This is a genomic window from Demequina litorisediminis (genome assembly GCF_030161615.1).
Taxonomy (GTDB): Bacteria; Actinomycetota; Actinomycetes; order Actinomycetales; family Demequinaceae; genus Demequina; species Demequina litorisediminis.
In genome coordinates this window covers 167,155-184,851 of the sequence record NZ_BSUN01000001.1, presented here as the reverse complement: position 1 = coordinate 184,851, position 17,697 = coordinate 167,155, and the positions used below count along the sequence as shown (strand labels likewise).

Here is a 17,697-nt window from a genome sequence, read left to right as displayed (position 1 = left end):
GCGGGCTCAAAGACCGTCGAGGAGTGGGCTGAGATGCCTGCTCGACAGCGCGCGCACCGCCTGCTGGGTACCCGCGGTCAGCATCCGCTCGATCGGCGCGCCGCTCGCCTGCGCCATGAGAGCTCCGGCCGCGAACGCATCGCCAGCGCCATTGGTGTCGACGACGTCGCAGGGTACGGCAGGCACGGTGGTGACTGCTCCGTCGGAATCCAGCGCCTCTGCACCCGCGGAACCCAGGGTGCGGATCGCGAGGCGCGTCCGCTCGCCGAGGATGGACTCCATGACGGCCCGACCGTCGGCCGCACCGTCATCGTTCAGCAGCACTGTGGAGGCTGCGCGAGCGAACGGCCGGTGGAAGTCCGCGACGCCGTCCCAGTCGTGAAGATCCGTCCATAGGGGCGCGCGGGTGGCGACCGCGCGGGGGAGCACAGCGATCCCCAGGGCCGAGAGGTCCACGACCAGGGCATCGGCTCCCTCGCACGCCGCCTGTGCGGTGGCGAGGGCGGCGTGAGAGGGTGCCTTTGGCGTGGCGGTGTAGAGCGAGACCCGCTCCCCGGCCTCGGTCATGAGGTTGGTGTGGGACTCGGTGACGTCCGCCGGGAGCGCGACCACGTCAAGGCCGGTGGCGCGCAATGCGGCCAGGAGTCTCTCGCCGGCCTCGTCGGCACCGATGGGAGTGACGAGGGTGACGTCGGCACCACGGTCCAGCAGGTGGAGAGCCTTGCCTGCACTGGTGCCGCCGACCGTCCACCAGGCCTTGCGCGCGAAGCGCATGTGAGGGCGCGGCTCGGGCAGGCTCGTCCAGAACGATGAGGTGGTTCCATGCGGACGGCCCGCACACGACGACGCGCGGCGCCGCGGACACGGTTACGCCTCGCGAAGGCGCGACGTGGAGCGCCGCACCACGAGCTCGTAGGGCAGATCCTCGTCGACGGCGTCCTGCAGTTGGCCCGTGAGTTCATCGATGACGATCTGGGCGACCTGCTGGCCCTGTACCTCGGGGAACTGGTCGATGGTGGTCAGGCCAAAGAAGTCCGCGAGGTCGTGGCCATCGATGCCGACGATCGACAGGTCGCCCGGCACCGTCCGTCCGAGGTCGCGCGCGGCCAAGAGGGCGCCGATCGCCATCTCGTCCGAGGCGGCGAAGATCGCGGTGGGGTGAACACGAGGGTCCCCAAGAAGGCGCAGCGTCGCGTCGTAGCCGCCCTCGATCGTGAAGTTTGCGTGGCGAACGAGGAGCGGGTCGGGTTCGATGCCCGCCTCCACCAGCGACGCCTCGTACCCGGCGCGGCGGGTCGCGGGCATCTGGAAGTCGCGCTCAAAGTCGGGATCGCCCGTGATGTGGGCGATGCTCCGGTGCCCGAGGGCCAGCAGATGATCGGTCGCGAGCCGTGCCACGCCCGTGTCGTCGAGGCTGAGGGTGTGCAGTCCTGGCAGCGGTCCGCCGAGGCCCACCACGGGGCGTGACAGATCTCCCAGCGCGGTGCGCTCGTGATCGTCGAGTTCGAGGTTGACGGCGATGAGCGCGTCCACCCGCTGGCGGCGCAGGAACTCGTCGAACAAGCGCGATCGACGTTGGGCGCTTTCGGAGTCAATCTCGAGGCCGTCGGCGGGGGCGAGGTGGTAGAGCGTGACGTCGTAGCCCGCGTCCGCGAGGGTCCTCTGCGCGCCCTTGAGCACCGCCATGAAGAACCAACTGTCGAGGTAGGGCATCACGACGCCCACGTTGCGGGTTCGGCCCGAGGCGAGGGAAGACGCGGCCGCCGAGACGACATAGCCGAGTTGCTTCGCGGCGGCCTCGACGCGCGCCTTGGTCGCGGGCGAGACGGAGGATTTGCCCGCGAGGGCGCGGGAGACCGTGGCAGTGGACACACCGGCGAGGCTCTGCGACCTTTTGGATCTTCGCCATCGTGTGTCTCCTCGCGTTCGGTCTCCCGCGCCTATCTCAGCGGCGCAGCCAGACCGTGGTGTCCGCAGGAATCGTATCGGTCACCGTGGCCGATGCCAGCACCACCTCGCCGTCGGGCAGCGGCACCTCAACTCCGGGCTCGACTGCAGACCAGACCTCGATCCCCGAGGTGCGGAAGGCCACGACGCCTGCGGGGGCATCGGCGATCCACTCGATAGCGCCCTCGGCGAGTCCGAGCTCCCTGCGCAGGCGCAGGGCTTCGGTGTAGAGGTTCAGCGTCGACGTGGGGTCCTCGCGCTGGGCGTCACGTGCGAGGGACGCCCACTCGGCGGGCTGGGGAAGCCAGGTCTCGCCCGTCGAGTTGAAGCCGTACGCGGGCTCGGCGGCACTCCATGGCAGCGGCACACGGCAACCGTCGCGGCCGTAGCGCTCGCCCTCGGTGCGGAACCAGGTGGGGTCCTGGCGGGCCTCGTCGGGGATGTCGATGGCTTCGGGAAGGCCGAGGCTCCTCGCCCTGGTAGACGTACGCGGAGCCAGGCAGCGCAAGCATCAGAGCCGAGGCGGCGCGACCACGCTGCAGGCCCACCACCGGGTCGGGCAGCCCGAGCGACTTGGGGCCGATGCCGTGGCCCTGGGGGTTCTCGGCGCCGAGCGCGAGGCGGCTCGCGTGGCGGACGACATCGTGGTTGGACAGCACCCAGGTCGACGGAGCGCCGACGTTGCCGAACTCGGCGAGCGACTCGTCGATCACGGCGCGAAGGTCATCTGCCTTCCAGTCGGTCTCGAGGTAGGCGAAGTTGAAGGCCTGGTGCATTTCGTCCGGGCGCACCCACTTGGCCATCTTCGACAAGGGGAGGACCCATGCCTCGGCGGCAAGGATGCGGTCGCCGTCGTATTCGTCGATGACAGAGCGCCAGCGGCGCCACACATCGTGCACGCCTTCCTGGGCCCAGTAGGGCGCCTGCGGGCCTTCCACGCCACCCATGGAGTTAGCGTCGTCGGCATACGAGAAGTCGGGCAGTCCGTCGGCCTTGATGAGGCCGTGAGCCACGTCCACGCGGAAGCCATCGGCACCACGGTCGAGCCAGAAGCGCAGAACCCTGTCGAACTCGTCGAGGACGGCGGGGTTGGACCAGTCGAAGTCGGGCTGGGTCGAGTCGAACAGGTGAAGGAACCACTGGCCGGGGGTGCCATCGGCGTTCGTGGTGCGGGTCCAGGCGGGGCCGCCGAAGACCGAGTCCCAGTTGTTGGGGGGCAGGCTCACCCGTCGCACCGCGGCCGTCGCGGAACACGTAGCGGGCGCGCTCGTCGGAGCCCTCAGGCGAGGCGAGTGCGGCCTGGAACCACGCGTGCTGGTCGGAGGAGTGGTTGGGGACGATGTCCACGATGACCCTAAGTCCCAGGGCGTGGGCGCGTTCAACCATGGCGTCAAAGTCCGCGAGGGAACCGAACAGCGGGTCCACGTCGGTGAAGTCAGCGACGTCGTAGCCGGCGTCCTTCTGGGGCGACGTGTAGAAGGGCGACAGCCAGATCGCGTCGACGCCAAGGGCGGCGAGGTCGTCCAGGCGCTCGGTGATGCCCTGGAGGTCGCCGATGCCGTCGCCGGAAGCGTCCGAGAAGGAGCGGGGGTAGATCTGGTAGATGACGGCGGTACGCCACCACTCAGCGGGAGCCTGCGGTGCTCATCGGGGTCCTCTCGGAAAGGGGAGTGCGGGCAACGCGTTCATGGTGCGCGTTGCGGTTCTGACGCCAGGGTTTCGGCCCTGGCTTGCCCACCAATGTAAACGCTTGCAGGTCCTGCGTGCAAACGCGCGGCGCGGCGCCACCCATGGCCAAGGTCGGGCCGGGACCAAGGGCCCACGCCGGGGCTCCCGCGATTTTCTACGGTTGTCGCCGTGACAAAGGCTGAAACTGCACCCGCGGCGCCGCTGTCGGCGCGCGCCCGCTGGCACTTGCGCGCTCACGTGCTCGTCGCCGCGTGGCTGGTGGGCGCGGCGGTGGTGGCCGTGGGGCATCGGGCATGGAGCGCCTCGCCGTGGCTCATGGTGCATCTGCTGATGCTCGGAGCCGTCACGACGGCAATCCTGATCTGGTCGGCACACTTCACCGAGGCGCTGAGGCGACGGCCGCTTCCTGGGGGGCAGCGCGCCCAAGCGGTACGCCTTGCCGCCCATACGGTGGGTGCCATCACCGTCATGGTGGGCGTCGTGGGGTCCGTGACGCCGTGCATCGTGGTGGGGGCGAGCATCGTTGGCTCCGTGGCGGTGTGGCATGCGGCGGCGATTGCCCTGGCCTCGCGCGGCGCACTCGGCAACATGCTGGGATGGACCACCTGGGCATACGTCGCCTCCGCGATCTTGCTGGCCTGTGGCGTCATCGCCGGCGCGCTGCTGGCCGATGGAGCGGCCGATGCGCAGACCGCCGCGCGTCTGTACGTCGCGCACGTCTCGGCCATGGTGGTGGGCTGGGTGACGGTCACGGTGCTTGCAACGCTGCTCACGCTGTGGCCGACGATGATCGCGGTGCGCGTCCCGCAGGGGGCGGTGCGCTGGAGCAGGACCGGCCTGTCCGTGCTTGCCGCGTCGGTCATGGTCACGTGGACGGGGGCGCTGACAGATCTGCGCGCGCTGGCGGCCGCCGGCGCGGCCGCGGCAGCGCTCGGAGTCATCCTGGCGACCGTGCCCGTCGTGATGGTGCTGAGGACGCGCGCGCCGGGGCACCCCTCGGCGCTGATCCTCGCGGCAGGGCTTTTCTGGCTTGACGGTGCGGTGCTCGGCTGGGCGTGGGCACTCGTCACCGGTCCGACGTGGGAAGACGCCCAGCACGGACTCGACGGTCTCGTCCCTGCGCTGGTGGCGGGTGGCGTGGCTCAGGTGCTGTTGGGGGCGTTGAGTCACCTGCTGCCGATGGTGATGGGCGGCGGCCCGCACGCGGTCCGTAGCGCACGCGACGCCTCCGAGCGTCACGGCACTGCCCGGCTCGTCCTCGCCAACGGCGGCCTGGCGCTGTGGATCTTTGCCGACGCAAGTCTGCTGCGGGTGGTCGGAAGCGTCCTCGCTCTCGCCGTTGCCCTGTGGACCGTGGGGTGCGTCCTTCGGGCGATCCGCGTGTCGTGGTCCGCGCGCAGGCACGTTCCCGAGGGGCCCACAGTCGTGAGTGCCGCCGACCTCGCGGTCCGCCCGCGCGCCTTTGACCCCTTCGGAGGGGCCGTTGCGGCCGGCGTCGTGGCGGTTGTGGTGGCCGGGGCCGTTGCCGCCGACCCACAGGCTGTCGGCCTCGGTATGGGCGCCGACGCGGGCGTGACCGCGACGGGCACCACCGTGGAAGTCACCATCGAGGCGGCCGACATGCGCTTCAGCGACGACCTCATTGAGGTCTCGGCGGGCGACCGTGTGCTGCTGACGGTGGTCAACACCGACCCGGAGGTCGAACATGACCTCGTGCTCGATTCAGGGCAGACATCCGGACGCCTCGCGCCGGGGGAGCAGGCGACGATCGACGTGGGCGTGGTGGGGCGCGACATCGACGGCTGGTGCTCGATTGCGGGCCATCGGCAGATGGGGATGACTCTCACGATCGACGTCGATGATGCCGCCGGTGCCCTGCCCCAAGCCTCGGCTGAGGCGACAGCCGGAGACTCGGCCACTGACGACATGGCTGGCATGGACGGCATGTCGCACGGCGTGGACGATGCGACGGGCAATCCGGCCGACGCGATCGACCTCTCCGCGCCGATGAGCGGCGACGCCGTGGACGCCACGCTCGCTCCCGAGGACGGCACCAGCCACCACGAGGTGACGCTCGTCGTGACCGACGAGACCATCGAGGTCGCGCCCGGCTACACGCAGGAGCCTGTGGACCTTTGGGGGCGGCGTCCCCGGGCCCGTCCTGCGAGGCACCGTGGGAGACACGTTCACGGTGACCCTGGTCAACAACGGCACCATGGGTCACTCGATCGACTTCCATGCCGGCAGGACCGCGCCCGATGACGCGATGCGCACCATCCAGCCCGGCGAATCGCTGGTGTACGAGTTCACCGCTGAAAGCGCAGGCGCGTGGCTCTATCACTGCTCGACCATGCCGATGTCGTTGCACATCGCGAACGGGATGTATGGCGCGGTGGTGATCGACCCGCCCGGCCTTGCCGAGGTCGATCGGGAGTACCTCTTAGTCCAGGCGGAGCAGTACCTCGGCGAAGACGGCGGTATCGCCGACGCGCAGAAGATTGCCGACGAGGAACCCGATCTGGTCACCTTCAATGGGCATTCCACGCAGTACAAGGAGCACCCACTCGAGGCGCACGTCGGCGAACGCGTACGCGTCTGGGTGGTCGACGCGGGCCCCAGCCGGGCCAGGCTCGTTCCACGTCGTCGGCGCGCAGTTCGACACGGTGTACTCCGAAGGCGCGTACCTCCTGGGAGGTGACCGCGGCGACGGCTCCGGCGGCGCACAGTCGCTCGCGCTTCAGCCTGGGCAGGGCGGCTTTGTCGAGCTTGAGTTCGCCGAGCCCGGGACGTATCCGTTTGTCTCGCACGTGATGGTCGATGCGGAGCGCGGCGCCGCAGGCCTCTTCACCGTTTCCGCCGCAGTGACAGGAGAACAACCATGATCGAGATCACCGACGTCAGCGCGGCGGCAGGGACTGCCGAGAAGCAGGGCGAGTGCGGCTGCGGCGGCTGCGGGTGCGGCGCCAACCAGGAGGTCGAGGAGACGCCCCAGGCGCAGGAGGCGGCTGGCGCGTCCGCGGACCTCGACGTCGCCACTATTCCGCATGCGGTGCGACACGCAACCGTCATCGAGCACGTGGCCGCCCTCGTCCCCGGCGAGGCGCTCGTGATCGCTGCACCCCACCACCCCGCTCGGCTCCTTGACCAGATCGTCGCAGAGGTTCCCGGATGTGTGTCCTTCGAGGCGCTCGCCGAGGGGCCGGAGGTGTGGCGCGTCCAGGTGACGCGCGACACCTGCTGCTGATGGTCGCGCGGGAACCCTCCGCCGCGGCGCGGAGGGTACGCGGGGTACTCGACCGGGCCGATGGACCCCTCACCGTCGACGAACTCGCTCAGCGCCTGCGCCTGCACCCCAACACCGTGCGCGAGCACGTGGATCGACTCGTCGCTGCCGGGGCAGCGGTGCGTTCCCCGCGACGGGACGGCTCCAGAGGCCGGCCCGGCTGGGAGTACAGCGCCCGCGCGACCGTGGCGGAGTATCGCGAGAAGGTCGCGCAGGCGCTGACCCGCATCGCGCTCGACGGTTTTGGCCGTCGCGAGGAGGACGCGGTCGCGGTCGCGGTCGACACTGCGCAGGCGGAGGCACGGTTGATGGCGGCGCCCGAGCCGGGAGACGACGCCTTGACCAGAGTGCGCGTTGAGCCTCGAACGCATGGGCGGACGGTGCACGCGAACCGGAGACACCGTGCGGCTCGACGCCTGCCCGTTGGCATCCGTGGCCGTGCATCGGCCCGAGGTCTACTGCCGCCTCCACGTCGCCATGCTGGAAGGCGTGGCGGGCAGCCGGCTCGACGTCCGCACTGGCGCTGGCCGTGTCGGTTGCCTGATCACCGAGGCGACTCCCGCATCGGCCGATGTCACCGTTACCCAAAAGTCGGGACGTACGTCCCGACAGCGCCGCGAACCTGCCGCCTAGCCTTAAGGCAGACGGGTGGCGCACCGGGGACACACAAGCGCCACCCGTCTTCATTTCTTTGCGGAGGCGCACGATGCGTGAGGCACGGCACGGAGTGATCGACGAGATCGACCTCATCGCGCTCGGCCACATGCCAGGTGGAGCCTCGATGGCGCGCTCGCGCCCCCTCGCGAATCTCGATCTCACCGCACACGATGCCGCCGCGGCGCGTACCTTGGCCATCGCCGAGGTGACCCGCATGGTTCCCGGTGACGCGATGGTCCTCCTCACGGCCTCGGAGCCCTACGCACTGCTGGATGCGCTTCACACGCACGCCGACGGGCGCTGCATGTTCGAGTACATCGCCACCGGCCCCGAGACCTGGGCGACGGCGATCACCCGCGTCGGAGCCTAGACAGTCGTAGCGGACGCGCCGGGGGCCGTCGCGTCCCGCACGCTCACGTGTTCCACGGTGACGTCGGGGTCCTCGAGGAGCCTCGTCAATGAAGGGTGACTGTGAGCCCTCGACCGTGAACAGGGTGACGGACGTCCGTGCCCGCGTGAGCGCCACGTACAGCAGGCGACGCTCCTCGGCGTGAGCATCCTCGTCCCGTCCGGCCATCGCGAGGCTCGATGACGGGGTCGGTGGAGCGCGTCGAGGGAAATCCGCGCGGTCCGGTGACGACGCTTGGCACGATGACGTGATCGGCCTCCAACCCCTTCGCGCCGTGAATGGTCCTGAATGTGACGGTCGCATCGGGGTGCTTGTCGGGAGAGACGAACTCCTCGTCTGCACGGTACCGGCCCAGCACGTCGATGGTCGCGCCCGGGTGTGCGGCCGCCAGCCGATCCACGTGGGTCGCAATCGCGCCGGCGAGATCAGATCGCCGCGACACCCTGACGATGCGTATGGGTTCGCCGCCCGGCCCGCTGGCCGCCCTGACGTTCTTGGTGATCTGCGAGGTGTTGCGGGCGATGAAGCGGCCGGCGACGTCGGCAATCACCTGGGTGGTTCGGTAGGTCGTCTCGAGCCGACGCGTGAGCGAGGGGCCGCTCCACGCCGAAAACTCCGTGAGGAGACTCAAGTCTGCGCCAGCGAAGCGGTTGATGGCCTGCCAGTCGTCCCCGACGACGAGCAAGGACGTGTGGGCAGACCGTGTGAGGGCCCGCACGAGCCGGGCGCGTGCGGGACTCGTGTCCTGGAACTCGTCGACGAGGACGAGGTCCGCGTCGACTAGGCGCGGCTTCTTCTCCAACGCTCGCGCGGCGTCGCTCAGCATCGCCGGATAGTCGACGGCGCCGGCCGCTGCGAGGTCGCTGTCCCAGCGCTCGTGGACTCGCCAGTACAGGTCGAGGACGCGGCGTGCGCGGGTCGCCTCCTCGTCGCGCCGCCCCGACAGTGTGCGGCGCAATTCGGCCTTCGTCAGCCCTGCGGCCTTGACGTGCCCCATCAGGTCCAGCAGGAGCGCCGCCAGCCTGGTCGCCCGCCTCGAGCCGGTCGTCGGGCGACAACGCGCCGGAGGCGACCAGATCGGCGAGGATGCCCTCGACGTGGCCGAGCTCGGTGCCGTTGGCCACCCATGGGGCAAGCTGCGGCCGTGAGCCGGACGCCTTCTCAAGGATGTCCAGGCCAAAGGCGTGGAAGGTGCTCGCCTTGAGGCCGGTGGCGTCAATGCCTGCCGCCGCGAACCGGGCCGTGGTGCGGTCCCCGGCTCCGCCGCGGCATCGGCGTTGAAGGCCAGCATGACGATGCGTGACGGTTCGGCGAAGCCGCGCTCGACGGCGTAGGCGGCGCGCGCCACCATCACCGACGTCTTGCCGGAGCCCGCGGCGGCGATGACGCGCACGCGGCTGTCGTACGTCAGCACCGCGCGGGACTGCTCAGCGGACAGGGGAGAGGTCTCGATGGTGCGCAGTAGTGATGCCCGGGCTGCCATCTCTTCGCGAAGAATGCCGCGATTGACCTCGGCGACGCGGGCCAGATGATCGGCGTCGATGAACGCGACGAGGTCACGCTCCACGTCGCTGAGGGCTGCGACGGCGGCGGCACGGTCGGGCTCGGCCACGGCGGCCAGTAGTGCGGTGCTGTCGGCAGGGACATCGGTGAGGCACTGGGCCACGTCGTCGTACGCGATCCAGCGCTGCTCGCGCGTTCTGGTCGAGATCAGGTGGTCGAGGGCGTCCCGCGCGCGGGCGGCGGTCTCGAAGGGGCCTTCGAGGGTGGCGCGCGCGACGCTGAGGGCGACCGCGGCGCGGATGACCGGCGCATCGGCCCTGCGCAGGCCCATGAAGCGCAGGGGGATGGGTCCGTCGACGATGAGGCAACGACGAAGGAACCGTCGCGAAGTGCGCAGCCGGGAGGCGTCGGCGCCAGCCAGGTGAAGGGCCCTTCCGTCGAACGCGACGGTGACGCCCTCGGGGTGCTGTTCGACGCTCCAACCGGTCTTCACCACGCGTCCCACCGCACCATCCTCCCGCACCCGGATGGTTGCGTGGACCACGGCGTCTGCGGCGCCTTGGCACGGGTCCGATGCTGCGGGCACGACGAAGGCCCGCCACCCCGGGAGGGGCGACGGGCCTTCGGTGACTCTAGCGAGACTGCTTAGCAGTCGTAGTAGAGCTCGAACTCGTGGGGGTGCGGACGGAAGCGCAGCGGGTCAATCTCGGCGGTGCGCTTGTAGTCGATCCACTCGGCGATGAGGTCCTCGGTGAAGACGCCACCCTCGGTGAGGTAGCCGTGGTCCTTCTCGAGTTCGTCGAGAACCTTGGACAGCGAGTCCGGGACCTGGGGGATCGAGGCGTGCTCCTCGGGGGCAGGCTCGTAGAGGTCCTTGTCGATGGGGGCCGGCGGCTCGATCTTGTTCTTGATGCCGTCGAGGCCAGCCATCAGCAGCGCCGCGAACGCGAGGTAGGGGTTACCGGACGAGTCGGGGGCGCGGAACTCGATGCGCTTGGCCTTGGGGTTCGAGCCGGTCACGGGGATACGCACGGCGGCCGAACGGTTGCGGGCCGAGTACACCAGGTTGACCGGAGCCTCGTAGCCGGGCACCAGGCGGTGGTACGAGTTCACGGTGGGGTTGGTGAACGCCAGCAGCGAGGGAGCGTGCTTCAGGATGCCGCCGATGTACCAGCGGGCGATGTCCGACAGGCCGCCGTAGCCAGCCTCGTCGTAGAACAGCGGCTCGCCGTTCTTCCACACCGACTGGTGCACGTGCATGCCCGAGCCATTGTCGCCGAAGAGGGGCTTCGGCATGAAGGTCGCGGTCTTGCCGTTCTTCCACGCGACGTTCTTGATGACGTACTTGAACTTCATCAGGTCGTCGGCGGCGTGCAGCAGCGTGTTGAAGCGGTAGTTGACTTCCTGCTGACCGGCGGTGCCCACCTCGTGGTGCGCGCGCTCAAGGTCAAGGCCCACCTCGCCGAGGACGGTGCACATCTCGTCGCGCAGGTCGGCCATCTGGTCGCCGGGCGAGACGGGGAAGTAGCCACCCTTGATGCGGGTCTTGTAGCCAAGGTTCGGGGAGCCGTCGGCCTCCTTCTCGACGCCGGTGTTCCACCAGCCCTCGGAGGAGTCGATGTGGTAGTAGCCCTCGTGCTGGTTCGTGTCGAAGCGCACGGAGTCGAAGATGAAGAACTCGGCCTCGGGGGCGAAGAACGCGGTGTCGCCGATGCCAGTCGACTTGAGGTACTCCTGCGCCTTCATCGCGACGTTGCGCGGGTCACGGGAGTAGGGCTCGTCGGTGAACGGGTCCACCACGGAGAAGTTGATGACCAGCGTCTTGGCCTTGCGGAACGGGTCGAGGTACGCGGTCTGAAGGTCGGCGATGAGCCTTCATGTCGGACTCGTTGATGGCCTGGAAGCCGCGGATCGACGAACCGTCGAATGCCGCGCCGTCCTCCAGGACGGTCTCGAACTGTGAGGCGGGAACGTTGACGTGCTGCATCGCGCCGGGAAGGTCACAGAAGCGGATGTCGATGTACTCGACCGCCTCGTCCTTCACAAAAGCAATTGCCTCGTCGGCAGTCTTGAACATCCGTGTGCTCCTTGGTTGGGTCGTGCCTGTCGCTGGCGAGGCCAGCCTAGGGTCAGCCGATTTCACCCAGGTTCGCCGAATGTTACAAACGCGTTTCCTGGGCGCACCGCGCGCGCCGCTCAGCAGGTGCGCTGACGTCGACGTCGCTCCCGACCCTATACCCAGCCCTTTACGATGGAACGGTGAGCGACACCCCCACCACGGATGCCCCCGCCGGCGCGCTTGTCGGCCGCCGCCTGATCGGCATCGGGATTGATTGGGTGCTGTGTCTCCTGATCTCCTCAGCGTTCTTCGTCGATCCCGCGCGCGCGGGATCGACGGGCATTGAGCGCGTGTTCCTCGCGGGAGACTCCACGGCGACCCTGCTGATCTGGGCCGCGCAGCACCTGGTGCTCGTGTCCCTGCTCGGCACGACCATCGGCCACCGCCTCACGGGACTGCGCGTCATGCGTGAGGATGGCGCCCCGTACGTGGGCCCGCTCAGGGGACTCGGACGCACCGTGCTGCTGGGGCTCGTGATCCCCGCCGTGGTCTGGGGGCCGGACGGCCGCGGACTTCACGACCGTGCCGTGGGAACCAGGATTGTCGATGTGAGGGGAGCCCGCGCGTGACCACCGAAACCCGTCTCCAGGTGAAAGGCGTCCTGTTCGACATGGACGGCACCCTGGTGGACTCCAACGCCCTCGTGGACGTCATCTGGAACGAGTTTTCGGACGCGCACGGCCTCGACAGCACCGAGGTGCGGGCCTACGCACACGGCCGCCCGTCCCGTGCGACGGTCGCGACGTACCTCGATGACGAGGCGCAGATCGCGCACTGGATCGACAGGATCCACCACCTCGAAGGCTCCCTGTTCGACGCGGTCAAGGAGATCGCGGGGGCACGTGCCCTCGTGGCATCCCTGCCGTCGGAGCGCTGGGCCGTCGTGACGTCGGCGATTCGTGAGCCCGCTCGCGCCCGCATCGGCGCCGTCGGCATCCAGGTGCCGGACGTCCTCATCGGCGCCGATGACGTCACGCACGGCAAGCCTGACCCCGAGGGTTACCGTGCCGGCGCCGCCGCGCTGGGCCTCGACCCCGCCGACTGTGTGGTGTTTGAGGACACCGACGCCGGAGCGAAGGCAGGCCTGGCCGCAGGCTGCGCCGTCGTGGTCGTCGGCGCGGGCCACTCGGACACCCTCGACACGCTGCCCCGAGTGCCGGACCTCACCCACGTCAGCGCCACGGTCGATGCCCACAGCGGCATCGTCCTGACCCTGACCTGAGCCAGCCGCCGCCGCGCTCCACCACGACGAACGCCGCCCTCCCCGAGGGGAGAGCGGCGTTCGAGTCAGACAGAGATCAGCGACCGCGCATGGCCTTGCGGTCGGGGCGCGCGCGCATGGGGTCGACACCCTTGGGCATCGGCAGGCTTGGCGCCGCCGATGGCGTTCAGGCGGGCCGCAACCTGCGAGCGCTGCGCCTTAGTCAGTGCCTTCTTGTGGCCCTTGATGGCCTTCACGAGGCTCTTGAGGGGAACCTGGCCCTCGCCGGTGCCCTCGTAGATCGCGTGGACGGGGACGCCCGGCACCAGCCTGGTGAGACGACGCGTGGTGGCCTCGACCTGCTTGCGGGCGCCGTTGCCGCCCTCGGCGATCAGCACGATGCCGCCCTTGCCGACGCCCTGAAAGACGATGCCCTTGCCGCGAGGATCGACCGAGACGGGCTCCTCGTTGAACTGCCAGCCCGAGCGAATGGACTGCGCGATCGAGATGGAGGCGCCGGGCTGGCCCTCCATCCGGATGTATGCGTTGCGCTCAAAACGGCGGGTGAGGGTGTACATCCCCGCAAGAACGGCGGCAAGGATGGCGAAGATGATCGCGTAGACCAGGATCCACGTGGAACCCGAGGCCAGACCGATCGCCACACCCGCGCCAATGATCACCAGCGGGATCAGGATCAGGAGCGGCAGCAGCCACTTGTCGTAGGGTGCCGTGGACTTGTAGGCCTGCGCGACGAGCCTTGTACCACCGCGGGCGCTTCTCGGGTTCTTTCGCCATGATGCCGCACAGTCTAGTCGCGTCCGGGGGTGGCCGGGAGCGACGTTCGCCGTCAGCAGGAAGGACGCTGCGGCGCCGCCCACGTCAACAGCGCCGATGCCTCCTGACGCGCCTCCATCGGCTCGCCCAGGTGGGCCAAGGCCTCGGGAATGGCGCGACCCTTCGAGGTCATCGCCTGGCCCCACAGCCGGCCGGCGCGATAGGCTCGAACGCACGAGGGGGCCCGACATGACGCCAAGGAAGCCGATCTCCTCCGCGGCCTCGGAGAGGTCAACGAACTCCTCGGGCTTGACCCAACGCTCGACGGGGTGATGGCGCGGGCTCGGGCGCAGGTACTGCGTGATGGTGATGAGGTCCGTGCCTGCGTCGTGCAGGTCCTGGAGTGCCTGCAGCACCTCGTCCATCGTCTCGCCCATGCCAAGGATGAGGTTGGACTTGGTGACGAAGCCATCGGCCTGGGCCATGCTGATCACCTGGAGCGACCGCTCGTAGCGGAAGGCGGGGCGGATGCGCTTGAAGATGCGCGGCACGGTCTCGACGTTGTGGGCCAGCACCTCGGGCCGCGAGGAGAAGACCTCGGCGAGCCTGATCGGGGTCGGCGTTGAAGTCGGGGATCAGGAGTTCGACACCCGTGCCGGGGTTGAGCCTCGTGAATCTGGCGCACGGTCTCCGCGTACAGCCACGCGCCGCCGTCGTCGAGGTCGTCGCGCGCCACGCCGGTCACGGTCGAGTACTTGAGGCCCATCTGCTGCACGGACTTTGCCACCTTCAGCGGCTCCATGCGGTCCAGTGCGGTGGGCTTGCCGGTATCGATCTGGCAGAAGTCGCACCGGCGCGTGCACTGCGCGCCGCCAATGAGGAAGGTTGCCTCGCGGTCCTCCCAGCATTCGAAGATGTTGGGGCAGCCCGCTTCCTCACACACCGTGTGGAGTCCGCCGCCCTTCACGAGCGTCTTGAGCTCCGTGTACTCCGGGCCCATCGTGGCCTTGGTGCGGATCCACTCGGGCTTGCGCTCGATGGGCGTCTCGGCATTGCGGGCCTCGATGCGCAGCATCCGGCGGCCTTCGGGGGCGATGGTCACGCGAGGCTCCTTGTGGGGGTCGGGAACGACGGGGTGCGTGGCGGGGGTAGGTGCCTGAGCCTCCCAGCGTACGGGGGCCAGGGCGTCCTCGAGGAATCCACGTGCCGTGGGGACCACCTCGGTGACGGTGACCTCGCGGCCCACCTCGCGCGACAGCGAGGTGACATCGGCATCGGAGATGCCGCAGGGGACGATGCGGTCGAAGCGTTCGAGGCTGGGATTGCAGTTGAAGGCGAAGCCGTGCATGGTGACGCCACGGGCCACGCGCACGCCGATGGCGCAGATCTTGCGCTCGAGACGCTCCGCTGTGGCGGGCAGCCACACGCCCGAGCGGCCGTCGACGCGCATCGCCTCCAGGCCGTACGCACCGCACAGGTCGATGAAGGCCTGCTCGCCTGGCGCACGTAGCGCACCACATCGACGGGCTCCGCGAGCCGCACAATCGGATACCCCACCAGTTGGCCGGGGCCGTGCCAGGTGATCCTGCCGCCGCGGTCCACATCCACCACCGGGGTGCCGTCGGTGGGGCGGTCCCACGATGCCGTGCGCTTTCCCGCGGTGTAGACGTCCTCGTGCTCGACCAGGATGACGGTGTCGCCCCGCTCGTCCGCAGCGCGTGCCGCATGCAGGGCGCGCTGGCGCTGCCACGCCTCGTCGTAGGGGACGAGACGCTCACCGAGTCCGAGGGGGAGGATCTCCATAGGCCTCCCAGGCTAACGCGCCCCGCGCCCGGCGGCGAACTCCTCACTGAGCCCCGGCATCGGCCGTGAAAACTGCGGGAATAGCCTGGCATTTGCGGCGTTGAGAGGGACATGTCTCAGTCCGCGCGCGCCTGGTGGCGCCCCCTCGCCATTCTCGTCATTGTTGTCGCCTGGCTCGCCATCGGCGGCGCGGGCGGCCAGACCTTCGGCAAGTTGTCGGACGTCCAGGAGAACGATGCGGCGGCCTTCCTTCCGTCATCGGCAGAGTCCACGGAGGCCGCGGCCGCACACCAGGAGTTTTCGCCCGTCACCAGCCTGCCCGGCATCTTCGTGGTCGACGGCATCTCCGGCGATGACGACCTCGCGACGGTGCAGGCCTTCGTCGACGCGGTCATCGCCGAGCCGCTGCCGGACGACCCCGAGGGTCGCACGGTGGGCGACGTCCTGTCGCCGCCGGCCGACGCACAGGCGCCCCAGGTGGTGCCGAGTGAGGACGGCGAGGCCGCGCTCGTGGCCTTCTCCATCGACGCCGTTGTCGCCGAGGAGAACCTTGGCGAGGACGCCATGGGCGAGGTGGTCGCCCAGACGATCCGCGACGTGTGGTCCCAGCAGGACACGGACCTCAGCGGCCACCTGACGGGCGGCCTGGGCATCCTTGCGGACCTTCTCGAGGCCTTCGGCGGCATCGACGGCATCCTGCTGGTGGTCGCACTCGCCGTGGTCCTGGTGATCCTGCTTGTGGTCTATCGCAGCCCCGTGCTGCCCTTCCTGGTGCTCGCGACGGCGATGATGGCGCTCACGGGAGCCATCCTGGCGGTGTACGCGCTGGCCGACGCAGAGGTGATCACCCTGAACGGCCAGGCCCAAGGCATCATGTTCATCCTCGTGGTGGGAGCCACGACGGACTATGCCCTTCTCCTGGTGGCCCGCTACCGGGAAGAACTCCTGCGTACCCCGTCTCCGTACGCCGCGATGGCACACGCGTGGAAGCGCTCGATCGAACCCATCGCGGCCTCCGCCGTCACGGTGATTCTCGGTCTGATGGTGCTGCTGCTGAGCGACCTCAAGTCCAACGCGGCCCTCGGTCCTGCGGGAGCGCTCGGCATCGTTGCGGCCTTGCTCGCCGCGCTCACGCTGTTGCCTGCGTTGCTGCTGATCGGCGGCAAGCACGCGCGCGGTGTGTTCTGGCCCGCCATGCCCCGCTACAGCGAACAGACGGCCGATCCCGCTGCGAACGATCCCTCGCAGGCACCCGGGCTGTGGGCACGGGTGGCGCGCGGAGTCGACGCGCACCCGCGCCGCACCTGGCTCGCGGCTGCCGGAGGCTTGCTGGTGTTGGCCGCGTTCGTCCCCACCTTCAAGGCCTCGGGCCTGGGCGAGCAGGAGGTGTTCACCCGCGACACAGACTCCGTGTTGGGTACCGCCGTCCTCGAGGACCACTTCGACGCGGGTGCCACGTCCCCCATCCGCATCATCGTTCCCGAAGACCAGGCTGACGCCACGGTGGAGGCAGTCAAGGGCGTCGACGGTATTGAGGACGCGTACCCGCTGACCGAGTCCGTGGCCCAGGGAGCACCCGCGGGCGTCGCCGGACCCGAAGACCCGATTGTGGTCGATGGCCGCGTCGAGGTCGTCGCCATCACCCAGGTGTCGTCGAGCTCTAACGAGGCCGCGGACATCGTGCAAGACGTCCGCGATGTGGTGCACCCGCTCACCGACGAGGCGCTCGTGGGCGGCACCGCCGCCGAGCAGGCTCGACACCCGTCTCACCACCCAGCGTGACACGCTCGTGATCCTTCCCACCATCCTCGGCGTGATCTTTGTGGTCCTTGTCCTCCTCCTGCGCGCCATCGTGGCTCCGGCGCTGATCGTGGTGGCGAACATCGTGTCCTATGGCGCCACCATCGGGCTCTCGGCGTTGCTGTTCAACCACGTCTTCGGCTTCCCTGGATCGGATCCGTCGGTGCCGCTGCTGGGCTTCGTGTTTCTCGTAGCCCTGGGAGTGGACTACTCGATCTTCCTCATGTCTCGGGCTAGGGAGGAGTCGCTGGAGCACGGCAACAGGGCAGGCATCAGGCGTGCCCTCGCGGTCACCGGCGGCGTCATCACCTCGGCAGGCATCGTGCTCGCGGCGACCTTCGCCGCCCTCGGAGTGATCCCGCTGATCTTCCTGGCGCAGATCGCGGTCATTGTGGGCCTGGGAGTGTTGATCGACACCTTCGTGGTCCGCTCGCTCCTGGTCCCCGGCCTCGTCGCGGACGTGGGCAGGCGCTCGTGGTGGCCGTGGCAGGGGCGCATCAAAGACTGACCCT

General features: G+C 69.2%; 14 protein-coding genes and 5 pseudogenes. 11 read left to right on the top strand and 8 right to left on the bottom strand.

Going from position 1 to position 17,697, the window contains the following annotated elements; genetic code table 11:
• Positions 1-6: 6 nt before the first annotated feature.
• From QQK48_RS01120 to QQK48_RS01110, 3 genes and pseudogenes are all read right to left on the bottom strand, one after another.
• Positions 7-774 (bottom strand): PfkB family carbohydrate kinase, encoded by a 768-nt coding sequence (locus tag QQK48_RS01120; protein WP_284327196.1) that lies wholly within the window; start codon positions 772-774, stop codon positions 7-9.
• 93 nt (positions 775-867) lie between these two features.
• Complete coding sequence (locus QQK48_RS01115; RefSeq protein WP_284327195.1) at positions 868-1,872, bottom strand: LacI family DNA-binding transcriptional regulator; 1,005 nt, start codon at positions 1,870-1,872, stop codon at positions 868-870.
• 73 nt (positions 1,873-1,945) lie between these two features.
• A pseudogene (locus QQK48_RS01110) lies at positions 1,946-3,552 on the bottom strand (glycoside hydrolase family 13 protein).
• A gap of 252 nt (positions 3,553-3,804) precedes the next feature.
• Here QQK48_RS01110 and QQK48_RS01105 point away from each other — a divergent pair.
• The 7 genes and pseudogenes from QQK48_RS01105 (at position 3,805) to QQK48_RS01080 (ending at position 7,946) form a co-directional block, all read left to right on the top strand.
• Positions 3,805-5,898 carry a cupredoxin domain-containing protein gene (locus tag QQK48_RS01105; protein WP_284327194.1) on the top strand — a complete coding sequence of 698 codons (2,094 nt, stop codon included), beginning with the start codon at positions 3,805-3,807 and terminating at the stop codon, positions 5,896-5,898.
• Complete coding sequence (locus QQK48_RS01100; RefSeq protein WP_284327193.1) at positions 5,810-6,334, top strand: multicopper oxidase domain-containing protein; 525 nt, start codon at positions 5,810-5,812, stop codon at positions 6,332-6,334. The genes QQK48_RS01105 and QQK48_RS01100 overlap by 89 nt, the downstream gene beginning before the upstream one ends.
• Positions 6,300-6,518: a cupredoxin domain-containing protein gene (locus QQK48_RS01095; protein WP_284327192.1), complete on the top strand. Its 219-nt coding sequence runs from the start codon at positions 6,300-6,302 to the stop codon at positions 6,516-6,518. Before QQK48_RS01100 ends, QQK48_RS01095 begins: the two co-directional genes overlap by 35 nt.
• On the top strand, positions 6,515-6,880 hold the full coding sequence (locus QQK48_RS01090; RefSeq protein WP_284327191.1) for a DUF2249 domain-containing protein: 366 nt from the start codon (positions 6,515-6,517) through the stop codon (positions 6,878-6,880). Before QQK48_RS01095 ends, QQK48_RS01090 begins: the two co-directional genes overlap by 4 nt.
• Positions 6,805-7,023: pseudogene (locus tag QQK48_RS20930) on the top strand (helix-turn-helix domain-containing protein); the annotation flags it as partial. The gene QQK48_RS01090 and the pseudogene QQK48_RS20930, both read left to right, overlap by 76 nt.
• Positions 7,024-7,321: 298 nt before the next feature.
• A complete protein-coding gene (locus QQK48_RS01085; RefSeq protein WP_284327189.1) occupies positions 7,322-7,552 on the top strand; it encodes a hypothetical protein in 231 nt (76 codons plus the stop codon).
• A 73-nt stretch (positions 7,553-7,625) separates the two neighbouring features.
• Positions 7,626-7,946: a hypothetical protein gene (locus QQK48_RS01080; RefSeq protein ID WP_284327188.1), complete on the top strand. Its 321-nt coding sequence runs from the start codon at positions 7,626-7,628 to the stop codon at positions 7,944-7,946.
• Between the two features lie 85 nt (positions 7,947-8,031).
• On the opposite strand, the gene QQK48_RS01075 is transcribed toward QQK48_RS01080, so the two are convergent.
• Both QQK48_RS01075 and glnA read right to left on the bottom strand, forming a co-directional pair.
• Positions 8,032-10,032 carry a UvrD-helicase domain-containing protein gene (locus tag QQK48_RS01075; protein ID WP_284327187.1) on the bottom strand — a complete coding sequence of 667 codons (2,001 nt, stop codon included), beginning with the start codon at positions 10,030-10,032 and terminating at the stop codon, positions 8,032-8,034.
• Between the two features lie 101 nt (positions 10,033-10,133).
• Positions 10,134-11,565 (bottom strand): annotated as a pseudogene (gene glnA, locus QQK48_RS01070) (type I glutamate--ammonia ligase).
• Between the two features lie 182 nt (positions 11,566-11,747).
• Between glnA and QQK48_RS01065 the strand changes: the two are divergent.
• Positions 11,748-12,176 (top strand): RDD family protein, encoded by a 429-nt coding sequence (locus tag QQK48_RS01065; RefSeq protein WP_284327186.1) that lies wholly within the window; start codon positions 11,748-11,750, stop codon positions 12,174-12,176.
• Positions 12,173-12,829 carry an HAD-IA family hydrolase gene (locus QQK48_RS01060; protein WP_284327185.1) on the top strand — a complete coding sequence of 219 codons (657 nt, stop codon included), beginning with the start codon at positions 12,173-12,175 and terminating at the stop codon, positions 12,827-12,829. Before QQK48_RS01065 ends, QQK48_RS01060 begins: the two co-directional genes overlap by 4 nt.
• 65 nt (positions 12,830-12,894) lie before the next feature.
• On the opposite strand, the gene QQK48_RS01055 is transcribed toward QQK48_RS01060, so the two are convergent.
• The 3 genes and pseudogenes from QQK48_RS01055 to lipB all read right to left on the bottom strand — a co-directional run.
• Positions 12,895-13,686: a DUF4191 family protein gene (locus QQK48_RS01055; protein WP_284327184.1), complete on the bottom strand. Its 792-nt coding sequence runs from the start codon at positions 13,684-13,686 to the stop codon at positions 12,895-12,897.
• A pseudogene (lipA, locus tag QQK48_RS01050) lies at positions 13,656-14,684 on the bottom strand (lipoyl synthase). The gene QQK48_RS01055 and the pseudogene lipA overlap by 31 nt, the downstream one beginning before the upstream one ends.
• Positions 14,685-14,753: 69 nt before the next feature.
• Positions 14,754-15,385: pseudogene (gene lipB, locus QQK48_RS01045) on the bottom strand (lipoyl(octanoyl) transferase LipB); the annotation flags it as partial.
• 111 nt (positions 15,386-15,496) lie between these two features.
• On the opposite strand from lipB, the gene QQK48_RS01040 reads away from it, so the two are divergent.
• Together QQK48_RS01040 and QQK48_RS01035 are read left to right on the top strand one after the other, a co-directional pair.
• Positions 15,497-17,167, top strand: coding sequence for an MMPL family transporter (locus QQK48_RS01040; RefSeq protein ID WP_284327183.1), 1,671 nt, complete (start codon positions 15,497-15,499; stop codon positions 17,165-17,167).
• Positions 17,082-17,693 carry an MMPL family transporter gene (locus tag QQK48_RS01035; protein WP_284327182.1) on the top strand — a complete coding sequence of 204 codons (612 nt, stop codon included), beginning with the start codon at positions 17,082-17,084 and terminating at the stop codon, positions 17,691-17,693. Before QQK48_RS01040 ends, QQK48_RS01035 begins: the two co-directional genes overlap by 86 nt.
• Positions 17,694-17,697 lie beyond the last annotated feature (4 nt).